Consider the following 14186-nt stretch of genomic DNA (forward strand, 5'->3'; position numbering starts at 1 on the left):
CCTACTTCACCAACGCGAACGCCAGGCCGTCCCAGTGCTTGGCGCCGACGGTCTGCAGCACCGCGGTGTCGAGCTGGGGATGCTCACCCATCAGCTCGAGGACTTTTCGCGTTCCGAGCAGCACGGCATCCTCGCCGGGTGACAGGATACCGCCCTCGCGAATCACGTTGTCCACCACGATCACTGATCCGTGCCGGGTGAGCTCGACGGCCCACTCCAGGTATCCGGGATTGTTCTCCTTGTCGGCGTCGATGAACACCAGGTCGAAAGGACCGCCGGTGACGCCCGGCAGGGTGTCCAATGCCGCACCGACCAACACCTCGACCCGGTCGCCGACTCCAGCGCGTTCGAGGTTGGCGCGGGCGACCTCGGCGTGCTTGGGCTCGTATTCCAGCGTGGTGACGCGGCCGTCCGGGCCGGCGCCGCGGGCCAGCCAGATCGTGCTGAACCCGCCGAGCGTGCCGATCTCCAGGATGCGGCGGGCCCCGGTCGCGGCGACCAGCAGGCTCAGGAACTTGCCCTGCTGCGGCGACACCGCGATCTTCGGCAACCCGGCCGCATCGCTTGCCTCGAGAGCCGCGGACAACACGGGGTCGTCCTCCAGCACAGTGCGATCCAGGAATTCGTCGACGTCGGCGGGGGTGGGCTTTTCGGTCATGTCTCAACGCTAGCCTGGCGACTTCGCCGTCCGCCACCGTCTTCACCGTCTTGCCGGGTACCCCCCAGGGGTATAGGCTGGCGGCAGTTCGGTCCCCGACCCGTAGAGGTGGAGAAGATGTCAAACGAAGCAGGCACGCTGTTGAGCTGCGGCCACGATGGTTGCGGATGTCGCGTGCGCATCGAGGTCGCATGCAACTGTTCCGGCGACCAGGCCTATGTCTGCAAGTGCGGTGACGAGATGGTCGAGGTCGCCAGCTAGCGGACTCCTTCTTTCGCATAGACCACCCGCAGGACGTGCCCGACTTCGGGCCCCATGACCAGTTCGGCCAGGGTGCACAACGTCGTGACGTACTGCGGGCCGTGCGGAGGGTGCTCGTCGCAGAGGTGATGCGCGATCTCGTGCAGGACCACCAGCTCACGCATCGCCCAGTCAGCGTCGGCACGGTCCGGCACCGCGATAATCCCTGCGCCATCGCGGTTTTCGTAGTGTGCGGCGGTGGCGGCCCGCCGGGCCCGCACCTGCAGGGGCGCCACCTCACCCCACTGCTTCCGCACCGCCGGCAGCGCCAGCACGTCGTCGGCGTAGCGCTGCACCGCATTCAGCGATCCGAACCGCGCCTCGGGCGGCAGCGTCAACTCCGTGCCGAAGAACTCCATGCTGCTCGACCCGTGTTGGGCGGCGCGGTCGAACAGGGTTCGGACGAATTCCTCGGCCGCGTAGACCTTGGAGCGCTGCGAGTCCCGCACCGACCCGTCGGAGCTCATCGTTCCAGCGCGGTCCGCGCTCCGGACAACTCTGGGCCGCTCCCCAGGCGCGCCCGCCTACCGGCACGGTCTCCCGCCCGTCGCGCTGCCGATGAATATCCCGCGGTTGCCCGGCTGGCCTGCCAGGAACCACGTGCCTTCGATGCGGTGCGGTAGTAGTCGCGAAGTTCTAATTCCTTGTTGCGCAACGCAATTGCCGTCCCTGGCGGGCGGCGGCGGTCTTTCTTCGCGTCGCGCTGGGTCTCTTCACGAGCCTCGGACAACCGCTGACCGACCCGCGCGCCGTAGGCCAGCTGAAAGTTCAGCCGCGCGGTGATCGTCGGGGTGGGCCGGTGCTCCCCCGACGAGATGTAGGCATCCGAGGCGCGCACCATCTGCACGACCAGGCTGGCGTACAGCGCGTGGGTGGTGTCGATGTCCTCGGCGAATCCGTAGGCGTAGACGAAGGTCGAGTTTGACGCGATGTCGCAGCGCACGTCGTTGGCCGCCGCGATCACGACGAACAGCTGGACGTAGGTGCGCAGGCCCTTGGAGCCGGCCGTGCCGATGGTGATCGTGCGCTGCACCGGGGTCTGGGCGGGTGTGCGCTTGTCGGCGTGCGACCGCGCGACGGCGAGATCGATGGACGTTGCCGTGGCCAGCCGTTGAGCGGCCGACATGAATGCCTCGGCCTCGTGCGCGTTGTCGGTGCCCTCGGCCTGACGCAGCAGCGCGGCGATCCGCGCCAGCATCTTGTCGTCACTCATGGCAACCAAACTAGGTCAAACGTACGACTTTGCGTCGCAGCCATTCACAGTCGCGCGTTGATCCAGGACACAACGTCGTCGAGCACCTGCTCCTGCTCCGGTTCGTTGAACACCTCGTGATACAGGCCCGGGTAGACCTTCAGCTCGACGTCGGAACTGCCGACGGCGTCGACCAATTGGTGACTGCCGATCTCCGGGATCAGCCGATCCTCGGATCCGTGCACGACCAGCAACGGCGCGGTCAGCGAAGCGGCCCGCTGCGGCATCGTCTCGCCGACCAGCAGCAGCGTGCGGGCGATGCCGCCAGGGACCTTGCCGTGATACACCAGCGGGTCGGTGTTGTAGGCATCCACCACGGCCGGGTCACGCGAGACCGCGTCGGCTTCCAGTTGCTGCAGCGGCAGGCCCGGCGCGATCGCCCCGATCGTCTTGGCGAACCAGCCCAGCAGCGGAGAGACCACCGTCTGCGCCGCCACCGCGGGTCCGGACAGCACCATCAAGTCATAGTTGTCGGGATGCTCGACGCCGTAGGAGAACACGATCCCGCCGCCCATGCTGTGCCCGAGCACGACGCGCGTCACGCCGGGATGTTCCTGCGTGGCGATGCCGACCAGCGTATCGAAGTCGCCGGTGAACTCGGCGATGTCTTTGACCAGCACCCGCTTGCCGCCGGAACGCCCGTGGCCGCGGTGGTCCAGCGCATAGGTCAACAACCCGTCCCGGCCGAAGCGTTGGGCGACATGGTCATAACGACGGGCGTGTTCGCCGAACCCGTGCGACAGGACCACCACCGCGCGCGGCTCGGTGTCGGGTGTCCATACGTCGTAGACAATCCGCACACCGCCGACGCCGTCGAAGGTGTGTTCGGTCCGGGTGATTGCCATCAGGGGCAGCGTAGACCCAACGTCGGAGTCGGTACGTAAGCTCTGTCCGGTGAGCGTGCTCGCCCGCGAGGTGGCCGATGACGGCCGGACGGATTTCTCTGCCACCGCTGAGCCATACCGGCGTGAACTACTCGCGCACTGCTATCGAATGACCGGGTCATTGCACGACGCCGAAGACCTGGTGCAGGAGACGCTGCTGCGCGCCTGGAAGGCCTACGACCGCTTCGAGGGCAAGTCTTCGGTGCGCACCTGGCTGCATCGGATCGCGACCAACACGTGCCTGACCGCGCTGGAGAATCGTCAGCGGCGGCCGTTGCCGACCGGGTTGGGGGCGCCGAGTTCGGACCCGAGCGCGGAGTTGGTCGAGGGCGCCGAGGTGCCGTGGCTCGAGCCGTTGCCCGACGCGGCGGGTGACCCCGCTGCGATCGTCGGGTCGCGCGAGTCGATCCGGTTGGCGTTCGTGGCCGCCCTGCAGCACCTGTCGCCCCGGCAGCGAGCCGTGCTGCTGCTGCGCGAGGTGCTGCAGTGGAAGGCCGCCGAGGTGGCCGACGCGATAGGTTCCACCACCGCCGCGGTCAACAGCCTCCTGCAGCGTGCGCGTTCGCAGCTCGAAGCCGCCGGGCCCACCGCCGACGACGCAATCGTCGCGCCCGATTCCCCGGACGCCCAGGACCGGTTGCGGCGCTACACCGCCGCGTTCGAGGCCTACGACATCGACCGTCTAGTGGACATCTTCACCCGCGAAGCGATCTGGGAGATGCCGCCGTTCGTCGGCTGGTATCAGGGGCCGCAGGCGATCATCACGCTGATTCATCAGCAGTGCCCTGCTGAGTTGCCCGGCGACATGCGGATGCTGCCGCTGACCGCGAATGGACAGCCCGCGGCGGCGATGTACATGCGCGACGGAGACGGCCATGTGCCGTTTCAGCTGCACGTCTTGGATGTGACGGCCGACGGGGTGTCCCGGGTAGTGGCGTTCCTGGACATCGGGCTGTTCGCCAAATTCGGCCTGCCGGAACGGCTTTAGTAGCGTCGAGTGGCCAGTTATGTCCCGAAATCTCGCAGAATGCGCGCAATAACTGGCCACTCGGCGCCTGCCTGCCGGAGTGCGGCGCACACTCGGACGACGACGACCTCGGGTCGATAGCGAAGGAGATCGCTGCTGACCCTGACGATCAGCCAACCCAACGCGCCGAGCTCGGCGTAGCGGTCGATATCGGCAGTGCGCTGCGCGGGATCGGTCCAGTGTTGTGCACCGTCGAATTCGATCGCGACCTTCAATTCGCGGTACCCCATATCCAACCGGGCGAACGTATGGTCAAAGCGGTTCACGACACGAATTTGCGTCTCGGGTTTCGGCAAACCGGAGCGCACGAGCAAGAGCCTCGTTCTGGTTTCTTGCGGAGATTCCGCGCCCCCGTCCATGAGCCTGAGGACCTGGCGCAGTTGCACCAATCCGCGGATGCCTGGGTGGCGTTGCGCCAGGCGTTCAACGTCGGCCGGCATCACATTGGTCGCATTGGCCAGCGCATCCACCCGTATCAGGGCCGACGTCAGCTCTTTCCGGCGCCCGAGATCGAGCACGGTCCGGGCCGGCGTAGTGACTGGTATTCCGCGCACCGTGCAGATCTCGTCGGCCCGCAGTTCGTCGCGATGGATGACGATGCCGTTGACGGGTTTCCCGTTTCGCCGGTGGACCTCCGCAGGAAGCTCAGGGTCGATCCACCGCATCCCGTGCATCGCTGCTGCCGAGAGCCCGGCCAAAACCGCCTCGCGCCCAGACCACAACCACGCGGCGACACCACGACTGGCAGCGGTCAACTCGTGCCCGATCGGCACGTACACGTTGCGGTAGACCGGCCGGTATCGACTGCGCAGGGTATGTCTGCTGAGTCGCCCGTCGGCCAGCGCTTCGGTCCCGACGAACGGCCAATTACGGTCGTTCACGCGCCCACCGTGGCAGAGGAGTCCGACACCTTCGTCGAGTGGCCAGTTTTGGCGCTGATCCCGCCAAAAACCCTGCAGAACTGGCCACTCGACGCAGGCCCGGTAGCGTGACGGCGTGCCCGCCAGTGTCCAGATCTTGCGCGCCGCCGACCGGGCGGTCACCACGACGTCGTGGCTGCACTCGCGGCATTCGTTCTCGTTCGGCGATCATTACGACCCCGGCAACACTCACCACGGCGTGCTGCTGGTCAGCAATGACGACGTCGTCGCGGCGGGTGCCGGCTTCGATACTCACCCGCACCGCGACATGGAGATCGTGACCTGGGTGCTGGACGGCTCGTTGGCCCATCGCGACTCGGCCGGCAACAGCGGTGTCATCTATCCCGGTCTGGCGCAACGGATGTCGGCGGGCAGCGGTATCACACACTCGGAACGCAACGACTCGGTCACCAAGCCGGTGCGCTTCGTCCAGATGTGGGTGCAACCGGACTTCATTGGCATCCAGCCGGGTTATCAGCAGCACGCAATCAGCGACGACGAGCTGGCCGGCCGCCTGGCGACGATCGCGTCGGGAATGCCGGGCCACGATGCCGCGATCAGCATTCACAACCGGAAGGCGGCGCTGCACGGGGCGCGGTTGCGGCCCGGCGACGAATTGAGGCTGCCCGGGGCACCCTACCTACATCTGTTCGTCGCCCGCGGACAGGTCGACTTCGAGCAGACCGAGCTGAGCGAAGGGGACGCGGTCCGGCTCACCGCATCAGACGGTGTCCGCGTGGCGGCCCGCGCGCCCGCCGAAATCCTCGTCTGGGAGATGCACGCAGCTCTCGGCGACTAGGGTGGGCGCCGACGAACAGGAGCCGGTATGTCCGAACCGTATGCCCGTCACGAGGCGCCTGACATCGCTTACGGCGACGACCCTTCCGTCGACGATCGCCTATCCGAGCCGAAATCGACCGATACTGTTCGCTTTTGGGCCCTGCCAATCCTTGGAACACTCACCTTGCTGTCGGCCCTGGCCGCCTTCTACCTCGGCGGAATTCTCCAGCCGATGACCAATCTGCGACACTTTCCGATCGCGATTCTCAATGAAGACGCCGGGCCGACGGGCGCGCAGGTGGTCAAAGGCATGCTGGCCGGTTTCGACAACGACGCCTACGACGTCCGTGAGCTGAACCACGATCAGGCCAAGACGCAGCTGGACACCGCGCAGATCTACGGTCTCGCCGTCATACCGCCGAACTTCTCCTCCAAGCTCCAGGCTTACGCGAAAAGCGCATTGACTCCCGGCCGCGTCGAACGGGCGGTCGTCATCGTGTCGACGAATCCGCGTGCGGGGACGCTGGGCGCCGGCATCGCCGGCCAGACGCTGCAGCGCGCGGTGTCAACGATCGATCAGCGCGTGGGTCAACGGCTTTCGCAGGAGGTTGCCGAGCAGACCGGCAAGGCCCCCGAGCCCGGCGCGGTGGCGCTGATGCTGGCCAACCCTGTCGAAGTCAAGTCCACCGTGCACAACGCGCTACCCGATGGAACCGGTAATGGGTTGTCCGCCTTCTACTATGCGTTGTTGTTGGTGTTGGCCGGCTTTACCGGGAGCATCGTGGTCAGCAGGCTGGTGGATTCGACGCTCACCAATCCGGCCAAGATCTCGCGCTCGCGGACTCTGTTGATCAAGTGGGTGATGATCGCCGTGCTGGCCCTGCTGACCTCCGCCGCCTACGTTCTGATCGCCGGCCAGCTGGGCATGCCGGTCCAAAAAAGCGCGGCGCTTTGGCTTTTCGGCGCCTTCGCGATTCTGACGGTGGGCGTCGCGTCCATATCGCTGATCGCGGCACTGGGCGCTGTCGGTGTTGTGGTCAGCATGTTCATCTTCGTCATCCTGGGCATTCCGTCGGCGGGGGCTACCGTGCCGTTGCAGGCGACTCCGGCATGGTTCGAATGGCTGGCGAAGTTCGAGCCGATGCACCAAGTCTTCCTGGGCACAAGGTCGTTGCTGTACCTGGGCGGGGGTTCCGGTTCGGGTCTTTCGCAGTCGCTGGGGTGGCTCGCGGTCGGTCTGGCGGTCGGTGTGCTGTTCGGCGCCGGCGTTGTCCGCAGGTACGACCGACGGGCTCACGATCGCGTCCCGGTGAGCACCGCGGGCGAGAGTCCGGCGGACATGCCTGCCGAAATCGCCTACCCGGACCGGTAGGCTCGACCGCCGGCAAACGCCCAGCGCTAGAACGTCATTGGACTGCCGCCGAACCGTCACGCCGCTGTTATGCACGTTGCTGTGTAATACCTGGGTAATGACACTCGGGCCGAAGGGGCACACGTGCCATCTCTTGCTGCCGCCTTTCGGCGTATCGCAGCCTGCTGCGCCGGCAGCGCGCTGTGCCTGACGCTGGCGACCAGCACGGGTCAACCGGTGGCGCGGGCCGAAGCCCGCGAACTGCTGGCCAGCGCCATCGCCAGTACCCAGGGCTCGTATCTGGTGTACAACTTCGGCGGTGGGCATCCGGCGCCGATGCTCAATGCCGCCGGCAATTGGTATGACGGGGGCAGCGGCGGTCACCTGATGATCATCAAGGCCTCCTCGCAGCGACTCGAGCCGCATCTGCTGGTGGACAGCCATCGCGGTGCTCAGTCGCGCTGCGAACGGAATCCGCACGCGCGCACCGGCGATGGTCTGGTGCAGGCCTCGGAGACCTACACGGCCGTGCAGGCCTGGCAGGTGCTGGGCAAGCCGACGATCGCGATCAACGCCAACTTCTTCGACATTCGCGGCCAAAAGAGTGGCTCGTGGCGCTCGACGGGCTGCAGTTCGCCGCTGGGGGCGTACGTCGACAACACAAACGGGCAGGGCCGGGCCAATCAGGCGGTCACCGGCACCATCCCGTACGCCGGCAAGCAGGGCCTGTCCGGTGGAAACGAGAACTGGAGCGCGCTGGCGACCATGGTTCTGCCCAAGCGCGGGGCACCCTCGATGCTGTGGCCGCGCGGTGGTCGCGACGGCCACGACTACGACGCCGCCACGTCGGTCGTCACCGGATTGGTGGACCGCGGCGAACAATTCGTCGCGGTGAGTGGGCTCGGGCTGCTGGCACCCGGTAATACCGGTCAGCTCAACGACGGTGGCCCGAGCGCGGCCCGCACGGCGCTGGCCTACTCCAAGCCCCGCGACGAGATGTACGTGTTCCAGGGCGGAAGCTACACGCCGGACAACATTCAAGACCTGTTCCGCGGGCTGGGCAGCGACAGCGCCGTGCTGCTGGACGGCGGCACCTCGTCGGCGATCGTGCTGCGCCGCGACACCGGTGGCATGTGGGCCGGCGCCGGCGTGCCCAAAGGCAATTGCGACAACTACGAGGTGTTGTGCGACGCGCACGAGCGCTCGCTGCCGGGCTGGCTCGCGTTCAACTAGAACTTGGGGGTGAGGTCCAACGAGGTGATCGTGGTCATCTTGGTGACCAACCAGCGTGCGTTATCCCGTTGCAGCACAAGCCGATACGACAGGTACTTCAGCGAGGGTACGTCCTTGGTGGTCGGACTGGTCGACTCCGTGTTGGTGTAGACGATCGCGGTTGCGTCCGACGGAGTCAGCGACTCCACGGCCGCGCCGACGACCTGAGTTGTGTTGGTGATCTTGGCCTGCTTGTTAGGTGCGACCAGCGCGTCGAGGTACTTGCGATAGGCGGCCTGGAAGTCACCGCTGAGGTACTGCGAGGCCCGATCGGCCAGCTTGTCGATGTTCTCCGGGGTGTAGGTCCACAACGTCGTGATCGCATTGGCGGCGGTGCGCGCGACTTTCAGCTTGGTCGCCACTGTCGCTCGATCGGCCAGATACGGCTGCACGGTCGCACCGGCGAATCCGCCGGCGCCGACGAACAGAACAGCCGCCACGGCCGCCGCGATCACCGACCACTTGGTGGCCGGCTTGCGCACGCGGAACCGCACGACGGTGTCGTCACCCTCGGACTCGGCGTCTTCGGCTGCGCCGTCAGCGTTTTCGTCGTCAACGTCCGCCTCGTCAACGTCGGCCTCGTCGGCATCCGCCTCGTCGGCAGCTGACGCGGCAACGGTCGGCTCGTCGACAGGCGCGGCTTCGGTCTCAGCGGCAGCGGTGCCAGCGGCCGATTCGTCGGTCAGATCACCTGTTGCAGGCTGCTGATCTTCCACTGGTTACCTTCCCGCTGAGCTGTGACCACCCAACGATTTGTGGTTTGGATTTTTTGCTTTCCGTCAGGAGTCTTCGACGAAACGTCGGTCGCCACCATGACATTGGCGCTGCCGTCGTCGTTCCAGCGCTCCACGCCGACGGCGAGTGCAGTTCCCTTGGTCGGCTCCGCCCGGGCGATCTGCACCAGGATCTCGTTCTCTTTGTCGTGATATTGCTTGGCGAAATCGCCGGTCGCGTTGGCCATTATCCGGTCGAAATAGGCGTTGGCATGAAAGGGGTCCAGCGTGGTGAATCCCGTCATGAAAGCCTTGACGTAGCCGAGCACGTCGACTTCCCGCATGGTGTCCCGGTGGTGCGAGCGCTGATTGACCAGAACGAGTGACGACGTCGTGACGGCGCCCATGGTGAGCACCGTGGCACCGGCCACCGCCGCGGGCAATGCCCAAGTTTGTGACGGCTTCCACCACTGCTCCGGCAACGTCGGTCGCCATGGCAACCGCGACCACAGCGTCGGCTTGGGCGCCTTCAGCAGCGGCTCTTCACCGGGCTGAATCCGTCTGCGAGGGCTCACTTTTGCCCCTTTGGCGCAGCCGGTGCGTTCGGCGGAGCCGGTGCCTTGGGCGGAGCCGGCTTGGGCTTGGTTACGACGTCCAGGTTCTCGACCAACCACTGGCCGGCTTTACCCTTGACGAACGAAACCCGAACCGTGGCGGTGATGAACCGTTGTTCGTCACCGCCGCCGCGGTGGCCCTGCATAAACAGCAGCATGGTTGCGGTATTTCCCGTTGCCGACAGCACCGTGCTGTCGGTCACCCAATATTCATTGACTGCCGGATGACCCTTGAGCACCGACTCCTGCTGCTTGACCAACTCCGGTCGATACTTGTCGGTGGTCAACGAGCGGGCATGATCGAAGTCCTGTTGCAGCGACTTCGGGTCGTAGGTGAGCATTTCGGTGACAATCTTGGGACCTTGGGCGTTGATGGCGTCGCTGGTTTGCTCTGAGGCCCGCTCGGGCAGGTAGATCGCGAAGGTGCTGGTCGCGGCGCCTGCGACGCACAGCAGCACAGCCACCCCGGCAACGGTCGCCGCGTGCCGCCGAATGTCTGCGGGTCGCCGGTCGTCTGCCACGCTGCGCACTTCGGTGCGCAGCAGCAGGTCGGCGAAGGTCCGCCGGCGTGAATCCCAGAGCGGCCACAGCCATCCCACGAAGACCGAGAGAGTGTCGAGCAGGTGCGCGAGTTCCCGCAGCGACAATCGCCCGACTCCGACGGCCGTTCCGTCTTGCTGCACGACCTCGATACCGAGTAGCGCTCGACCCAGGCTCCACCCGAGGGTCGCCGGCAGCACCGCCCGGTTGGCCATCGTCATCAGAGTCACGAAGACGACGACCGAAATCGACGCCCACCACCAGATAGTTTGCGGCGGCGTCGCCAACCAGACCATCGCCATCGTCACCACCACGGCGACTCCGGGCACCAGGTCGACCGCTAGGGCAGCAGCGCGAATGTGCCAGCGCACCAACCCGTTCGGCGTTGCCTCGTCAACTGCGGCTTGGGTGCCTTTGGCCTCCTCGACCAGCATCGTCACTTCGCCACCTGGTCGAGCTTGGAAATTCGGTACTTACCCTCGTCGAGCACCATCGTCACCCGCAAGCGGTAACCCGCTTCCTGGTTCTCGCTCTCGCTGTTGGAGACCTTCACCCGCAACGGCACCAGAATCTCGACGGAACCGTCGGGGTTGTTGCGTTCGACCGCCGCGCGCAGGTCGGACACCTGGACGTGGGCGTTCGCGGCCTGATAGGCCTCGACAAGTAGGCCGCTGTACAAGATCGCCTGCGACCGGAAGGCTCCGGCGCCACACTCGACGATCTTCTGCGCACTGGAGGCCATCGCCGCGATGTCGGGTGCCTGAGTGGCCCCGACGCAGTCCTTCGCGGCTTCCACCGCGGCGGCGTCCCGACGCGCGGTGGCCTGGCTGTCGTAATGCGAGCGCAGTGCAACGAAGTAACCGCCAGCTGCCAGCCCACCAGCGAGCACCATCAACGTCGCTGCGATACCGATGAACCAGCGGCGGCCCAAACGCGAGGTAGCGTGCGGGTCATCCTCGCCTTCGGAAATCTCGGCTAAGTTTTCGGCGTCTGACTCAGAGATCTCGTGCTCGGCCGCGTCGTCGGATTCTGCCGAATCTTCGGCCGTCACCTCCGAAGCCGTATCCTCGCCGGTCAGCTCCGGAAGCGAGGGATCTTCATCCGTGTCGTTCGGGGTCAGCCGGCTGGCGCCAGCATCTCCTTCCATCCGTCATCTCCTGTGTTGCGTGAGTTATTGACGGAGTATTTAGAACCGTCGGGGCCCGTCACATCGCCACTCATCGGACTATAGACGGCTGCTGGAGGTCCGCCTGGAGTGTAGATGCAGGGGTTGGGTTGCTGACCGTTGCACTGGACAGCGCCCGAGCCCGGTCGCTGCAACGGATCGCTTTTCGGCGGCGGCGTCTGCCCGCCAGGTGGCAGGCGATTGGCCGGGAGCGGATTCAGTCCGTTGTTGATCGACGGCGCCGGGATCACGAAGCCCGGTTTCACCGCCTGATCGCAACGCCCGGCGGGGGCCGGGCAGTTCAGGATCTGGTTGGGATCGCCGTACCACGGGTTGGTGCCCAGCGGCTCGTACGGCTTGTTGCTGCGGCACTCTTTCGGCGTCGCCGCACGCTTTCCCGGGACATCGGCACACGGAATGTTGCGCACTCCGCGCACCACGTTGGAAGGAGTGTCTTGTGGGATCTTGCAATACGATCCCGCCGGCAAAGGCTCCAAACTGACATCCGCGGGCGACCGCCACTGCGATGCCGGAACGAATCCGGTGAAACATGGCGGCGGCAGGTTGATCGACAGTGAGAGGTCCAGCGCGGCCAAGTGGTCCTTTTCGTACGGCGCGGAAATCGCCTGGGTGAGCGAGCCGACTTCCGGCAATATCACCAGGGTCTGCTCGACACCGCTGTGGTAGCGCTTGAGCATGTCGACCACGATCTCGAGATTGGCCAGGGTCTGCGGCAGCGATTCGCCGACGTCTTTGAACGTCGCGGCGACCTGATCAGCGGTCGGCGCCGCTTGGGTCAAAATGCTGTTCAGATTCTGGTCTTTTTCCGCGGTTTGGGCCGCCAGAATATTCAGGTTGCGCGCCCAACGTTCGATAGCGTTACTCGAGACGGCTTGGCTGTCCAGGATCGGCGCGGAGTTCTGAATGATGTCATCGACCTGGTTGATGTTGGTCTTGAAGTCGCCGACGATCGCCTGGGTGGAGTCGACCAGGCGCTGCAACGCCGGACCCAAGCCTCCCACTGCGTCGGCTGTCTCGTTCAGCAGCTTACCGATCTTGTCCTTCGGCAACACTGCCAACCCGCGATTGGCAGTGTCCAACGCCGGTCCGATTTCACTCGGCACGGTGCCTTTGGTCATGGTCTGCCCGGGCGAAAAGACGCCGCGCGCTTTGCCCTCCGACACCAGGTCCAGATACTGCTCACCGACTGCGGACACCGAGTGCACGTTCGCCACCGCGTCAAGCGGAATCTTGAATTTGCTGGCGATGCTCATCTCCGCCTCGGCGCCCTTCTCGGTGGGCTCGACGGAGGTGACCTTGCCGATGGTGATACCGCGATAGGTCACGTTGGCTGTCGGGTACAAGCCGCCGGATGCCGGCAGTTCGGCCTTCAGCTGGTACTGACCAACGCCCACCAATGTCGGAATCCGCAGGTAGTAGATCCCCAATACCAGCAGGGCCACCGCGGTCAAGATGCCGAAGATGACCAGCTGGCGCCTAATTAAACGAGTCAGCATTGCCGGTCCGCCCTCTCCACCAGTGGGCCACCCGGCGCGTCGTTCGGGTTCGGCGTGTACCGCACGTCGGGAATCATCGTCTCGGGATCACGGCCAAACGATTGCTCCAGTGCCCGCAGGGCGCCGGAAAACCCGGTGCCGGTGAGGAACGAGTTGTCCACCGACGACAACGTCGTGTCCAGCGTCAGGGAGGAGTTCATGAAGTCGCCGCGGATCAGCTTCGGAGCGGTGTCGACGTCAAACGGAAGGGTGAAAACCAACTTCAGCGCACCGAGCAGATCAGGCGAAGCGCGCCCCAGCTGCTTCAGCGGGCACTGGAGCAACTGCAGGTCCTGATGCAGCGGGCCTCGCGTCTCGCCCAGGTACTGGGCGGCGGCTTGGCTGAGCCGGCCCACCGAATCGATAGCGTCGATCAAATGCTTTTGATAGTCCTTGTTCGCCAAAAACTTGATCAGCGGCGGGAATTCGGTGAGCACGCGATCCAGGACATCGGACCGGTTGGCCGCGACGGCCAACAGCCGGTTGGTCGAGTCGATGGCGTGGGTGATGTCGTCGCGCTGCTCGTTGAGCTGACGGGTGAAGGTGTCCAGTTTGCCGAGGAACGCGCGGATCTGCGGGCCGCGGCCGGCCAGAATCTTGCTGACCTCGTTCTGCAGGACTTCGAGATTCGGGAGTCCGCCGCCGCGCACGATCATCGCAAGACTGGCCAACGTCTGCTCGGTACTGGGAAAGGCCGAGGAGTTCTTCAGCGGGATGGTGTCGCCGTTTTTCAGCATTTGCGATGACGGGTCGGCCGGTGGGGCCAACTCGATGTGCTGCGAGCCCAGCAGGCTGGTCTGCCCGATCTTGGCGGTGGCGTTTTTCGGCAGCTTGACGTTCTTTTGCAACCCCAGCGTCAGCGTGGCTACCCAGTTCTTGGCACGATGGCCGTTGATCTCGAAATCCGGGGTTCTGAGCTCGATCTTGCGGATCGAGCCGACGAAGACGTCGGCCACCATGACTTTACTGTTGCCGTCGATGGCCAGGGTGTCCGGCATCTGCACGTAGACGGTGTAGGCCCCGGTGCTGTCGCCCGGACCGCCGGGCAGCGAGACGTTCGAGACGCCGTGCCAGCCGCACGAGCTCAACACCATCGCGGTGACCAACAGCACCAGACTTTGCCAGCCCCGGTGCCGAGCCTGACTAATCACGTT

The 14186-nt window shown here is 65.4% G+C and carries 16 protein-coding genes; 5 read left to right on the plus strand and 11 right to left on the minus strand.

Translation table 11 applies throughout. From position 1 onward, the window contains the following. Position 1 precedes the first annotated feature (1 nt). The gene (locus ACQY5A_RS24205) at positions 2-658 is read right to left on the minus strand and encodes an O-methyltransferase (protein ID WP_428342788.1); all 657 of its coding nucleotides are present in this window, start codon (positions 656-658) and stop codon (positions 2-4) included. A gap of 117 nt (positions 659-775) precedes the next feature. Between ACQY5A_RS24205 and ACQY5A_RS24210 the strand changes: the two genes are divergently transcribed. Then, positions 776-919, plus strand: coding sequence for a metallothionein (locus ACQY5A_RS24210; RefSeq protein WP_428342789.1), 144 nt, complete (start codon positions 776-778; stop codon positions 917-919). Here ACQY5A_RS24210 and ACQY5A_RS24215 read toward each other — a convergent pair. The 3 genes from ACQY5A_RS24215 to ACQY5A_RS24225 are packed head-to-tail and all read right to left on the minus strand — an operon-like array spanning position 916 to position 3055. Continuing rightward, a complete protein-coding gene (locus tag ACQY5A_RS24215) occupies positions 916-1425 on the minus strand; it encodes a TIGR04338 family metallohydrolase (RefSeq protein ID WP_428342790.1) in 510 nt (169 codons plus the stop codon). The genes ACQY5A_RS24210 and ACQY5A_RS24215 overlap by 4 nt on opposite strands. Further along, entirely contained in the window at positions 1422-2171 is a 750-nt protein-coding gene (locus ACQY5A_RS24220) for a DUF2786 domain-containing protein (RefSeq protein WP_428342791.1), read from the minus strand. The genes ACQY5A_RS24215 and ACQY5A_RS24220 overlap by 4 nt, the downstream gene beginning before the upstream one ends. A gap of 44 nt (positions 2172-2215) precedes the next feature. Then, positions 2216-3055, minus strand: coding sequence for an alpha/beta hydrolase (locus ACQY5A_RS24225; protein ID WP_428342792.1), 840 nt, complete (start codon positions 3053-3055; stop codon positions 2216-2218). Here ACQY5A_RS24225 and ACQY5A_RS24230 point away from each other — a divergent pair. Next, positions 3003-4082 (plus strand): sigma-70 family RNA polymerase sigma factor, encoded by a 1080-nt coding sequence (locus ACQY5A_RS24230; RefSeq protein WP_428343319.1) that lies wholly within the window; start codon positions 3003-3005, stop codon positions 4080-4082. The two genes, ACQY5A_RS24225 and ACQY5A_RS24230, sit on opposite strands and share 53 nt — an antisense overlap. A gap of 17 nt (positions 4083-4099) precedes the next feature. Here ACQY5A_RS24230 and ACQY5A_RS24235 read toward each other — a convergent pair whose 3' ends face one another. Continuing rightward, positions 4100-5002 carry a DUF559 domain-containing protein gene (locus ACQY5A_RS24235; protein WP_428342793.1) on the minus strand — a complete coding sequence of 301 codons (903 nt, stop codon included), beginning with the start codon at positions 5000-5002 and terminating at the stop codon, positions 4100-4102. A gap of 115 nt (positions 5003-5117) precedes the next feature. On the opposite strand from ACQY5A_RS24235, the gene ACQY5A_RS24240 reads away from it, so the two are divergent. The 3 genes from ACQY5A_RS24240 to ACQY5A_RS24250 all read left to right on the plus strand — a co-directional run bounded on the left by ACQY5A_RS24240 (position 5118) and on the right by ACQY5A_RS24250 (position 8405). Beyond that, entirely contained in the window at positions 5118-5840 is a 723-nt protein-coding gene (locus tag ACQY5A_RS24240; RefSeq protein ID WP_428342794.1) for a pirin family protein, read from the plus strand. Positions 5841-5867: 27 nt separating this feature from the next. Beyond that, positions 5868-7193, plus strand: a complete 1326-nt coding sequence (locus tag ACQY5A_RS24245) for an ABC transporter permease (protein WP_428342795.1) — start codon at positions 5868-5870, stop codon at positions 7191-7193. A 90-nt stretch (positions 7194-7283) separates the two neighbouring features. Then, complete coding sequence (locus tag ACQY5A_RS24250) at positions 7284-8405, plus strand: phosphodiester glycosidase family protein (RefSeq protein ID WP_428343320.1); 1122 nt, start codon at positions 7284-7286, stop codon at positions 8403-8405. Here ACQY5A_RS24250 and ACQY5A_RS24255 read toward each other — a convergent pair. Genes ACQY5A_RS24255 through ACQY5A_RS24280 form a run of 6 tightly spaced genes read right to left on the minus strand, consistent with a single transcriptional unit; the run spans position 8402 to position 14180 of the window. Beyond that, complete coding sequence (locus ACQY5A_RS24255) at positions 8402-9160, minus strand: mammalian cell entry protein (RefSeq protein ID WP_428342796.1); 759 nt, start codon at positions 9158-9160, stop codon at positions 8402-8404. The two genes, ACQY5A_RS24250 and ACQY5A_RS24255, sit on opposite strands and share 4 nt — an antisense overlap. After that, positions 9127-9732, minus strand: coding sequence for a mammalian cell entry protein (locus ACQY5A_RS24260; RefSeq protein WP_428342797.1), 606 nt, complete (start codon positions 9730-9732; stop codon positions 9127-9129). The genes ACQY5A_RS24255 and ACQY5A_RS24260 overlap by 34 nt, the downstream gene beginning before the upstream one ends. Beyond that, on the minus strand, positions 9729-10751 hold the full coding sequence (locus ACQY5A_RS24265) for an RDD family protein (protein WP_428342798.1): 1023 nt from the start codon (positions 10749-10751) through the stop codon (positions 9729-9731). The genes ACQY5A_RS24260 and ACQY5A_RS24265 overlap by 4 nt, the downstream gene beginning before the upstream one ends. After that, complete coding sequence (locus tag ACQY5A_RS24270; RefSeq protein ID WP_428342799.1) at positions 10748-11458, minus strand: hypothetical protein; 711 nt, start codon at positions 11456-11458, stop codon at positions 10748-10750. Before ACQY5A_RS24270 ends, ACQY5A_RS24265 begins: the two co-directional genes overlap by 4 nt. Then, the gene (locus ACQY5A_RS24275; protein WP_428342800.1) at positions 11428-12993 is read right to left on the minus strand and encodes an MCE family protein; all 1566 of its coding nucleotides are present in this window, start codon (positions 12991-12993) and stop codon (positions 11428-11430) included. Before ACQY5A_RS24275 ends, ACQY5A_RS24270 begins: the two co-directional genes overlap by 31 nt. Next, entirely contained in the window at positions 12987-14180 is a 1194-nt protein-coding gene (locus ACQY5A_RS24280; RefSeq protein WP_428343321.1) for a virulence factor Mce family protein, read from the minus strand. The genes ACQY5A_RS24275 and ACQY5A_RS24280 overlap by 7 nt, the downstream gene beginning before the upstream one ends. Positions 14181-14186: the final 6 nt, after the last annotated feature.

Source organism: Mycobacterium sp. (assembly GCF_965277065.1).
GTDB lineage: Bacteria > Actinomycetota > Actinomycetes > Mycobacteriales > Mycobacteriaceae > Mycobacterium.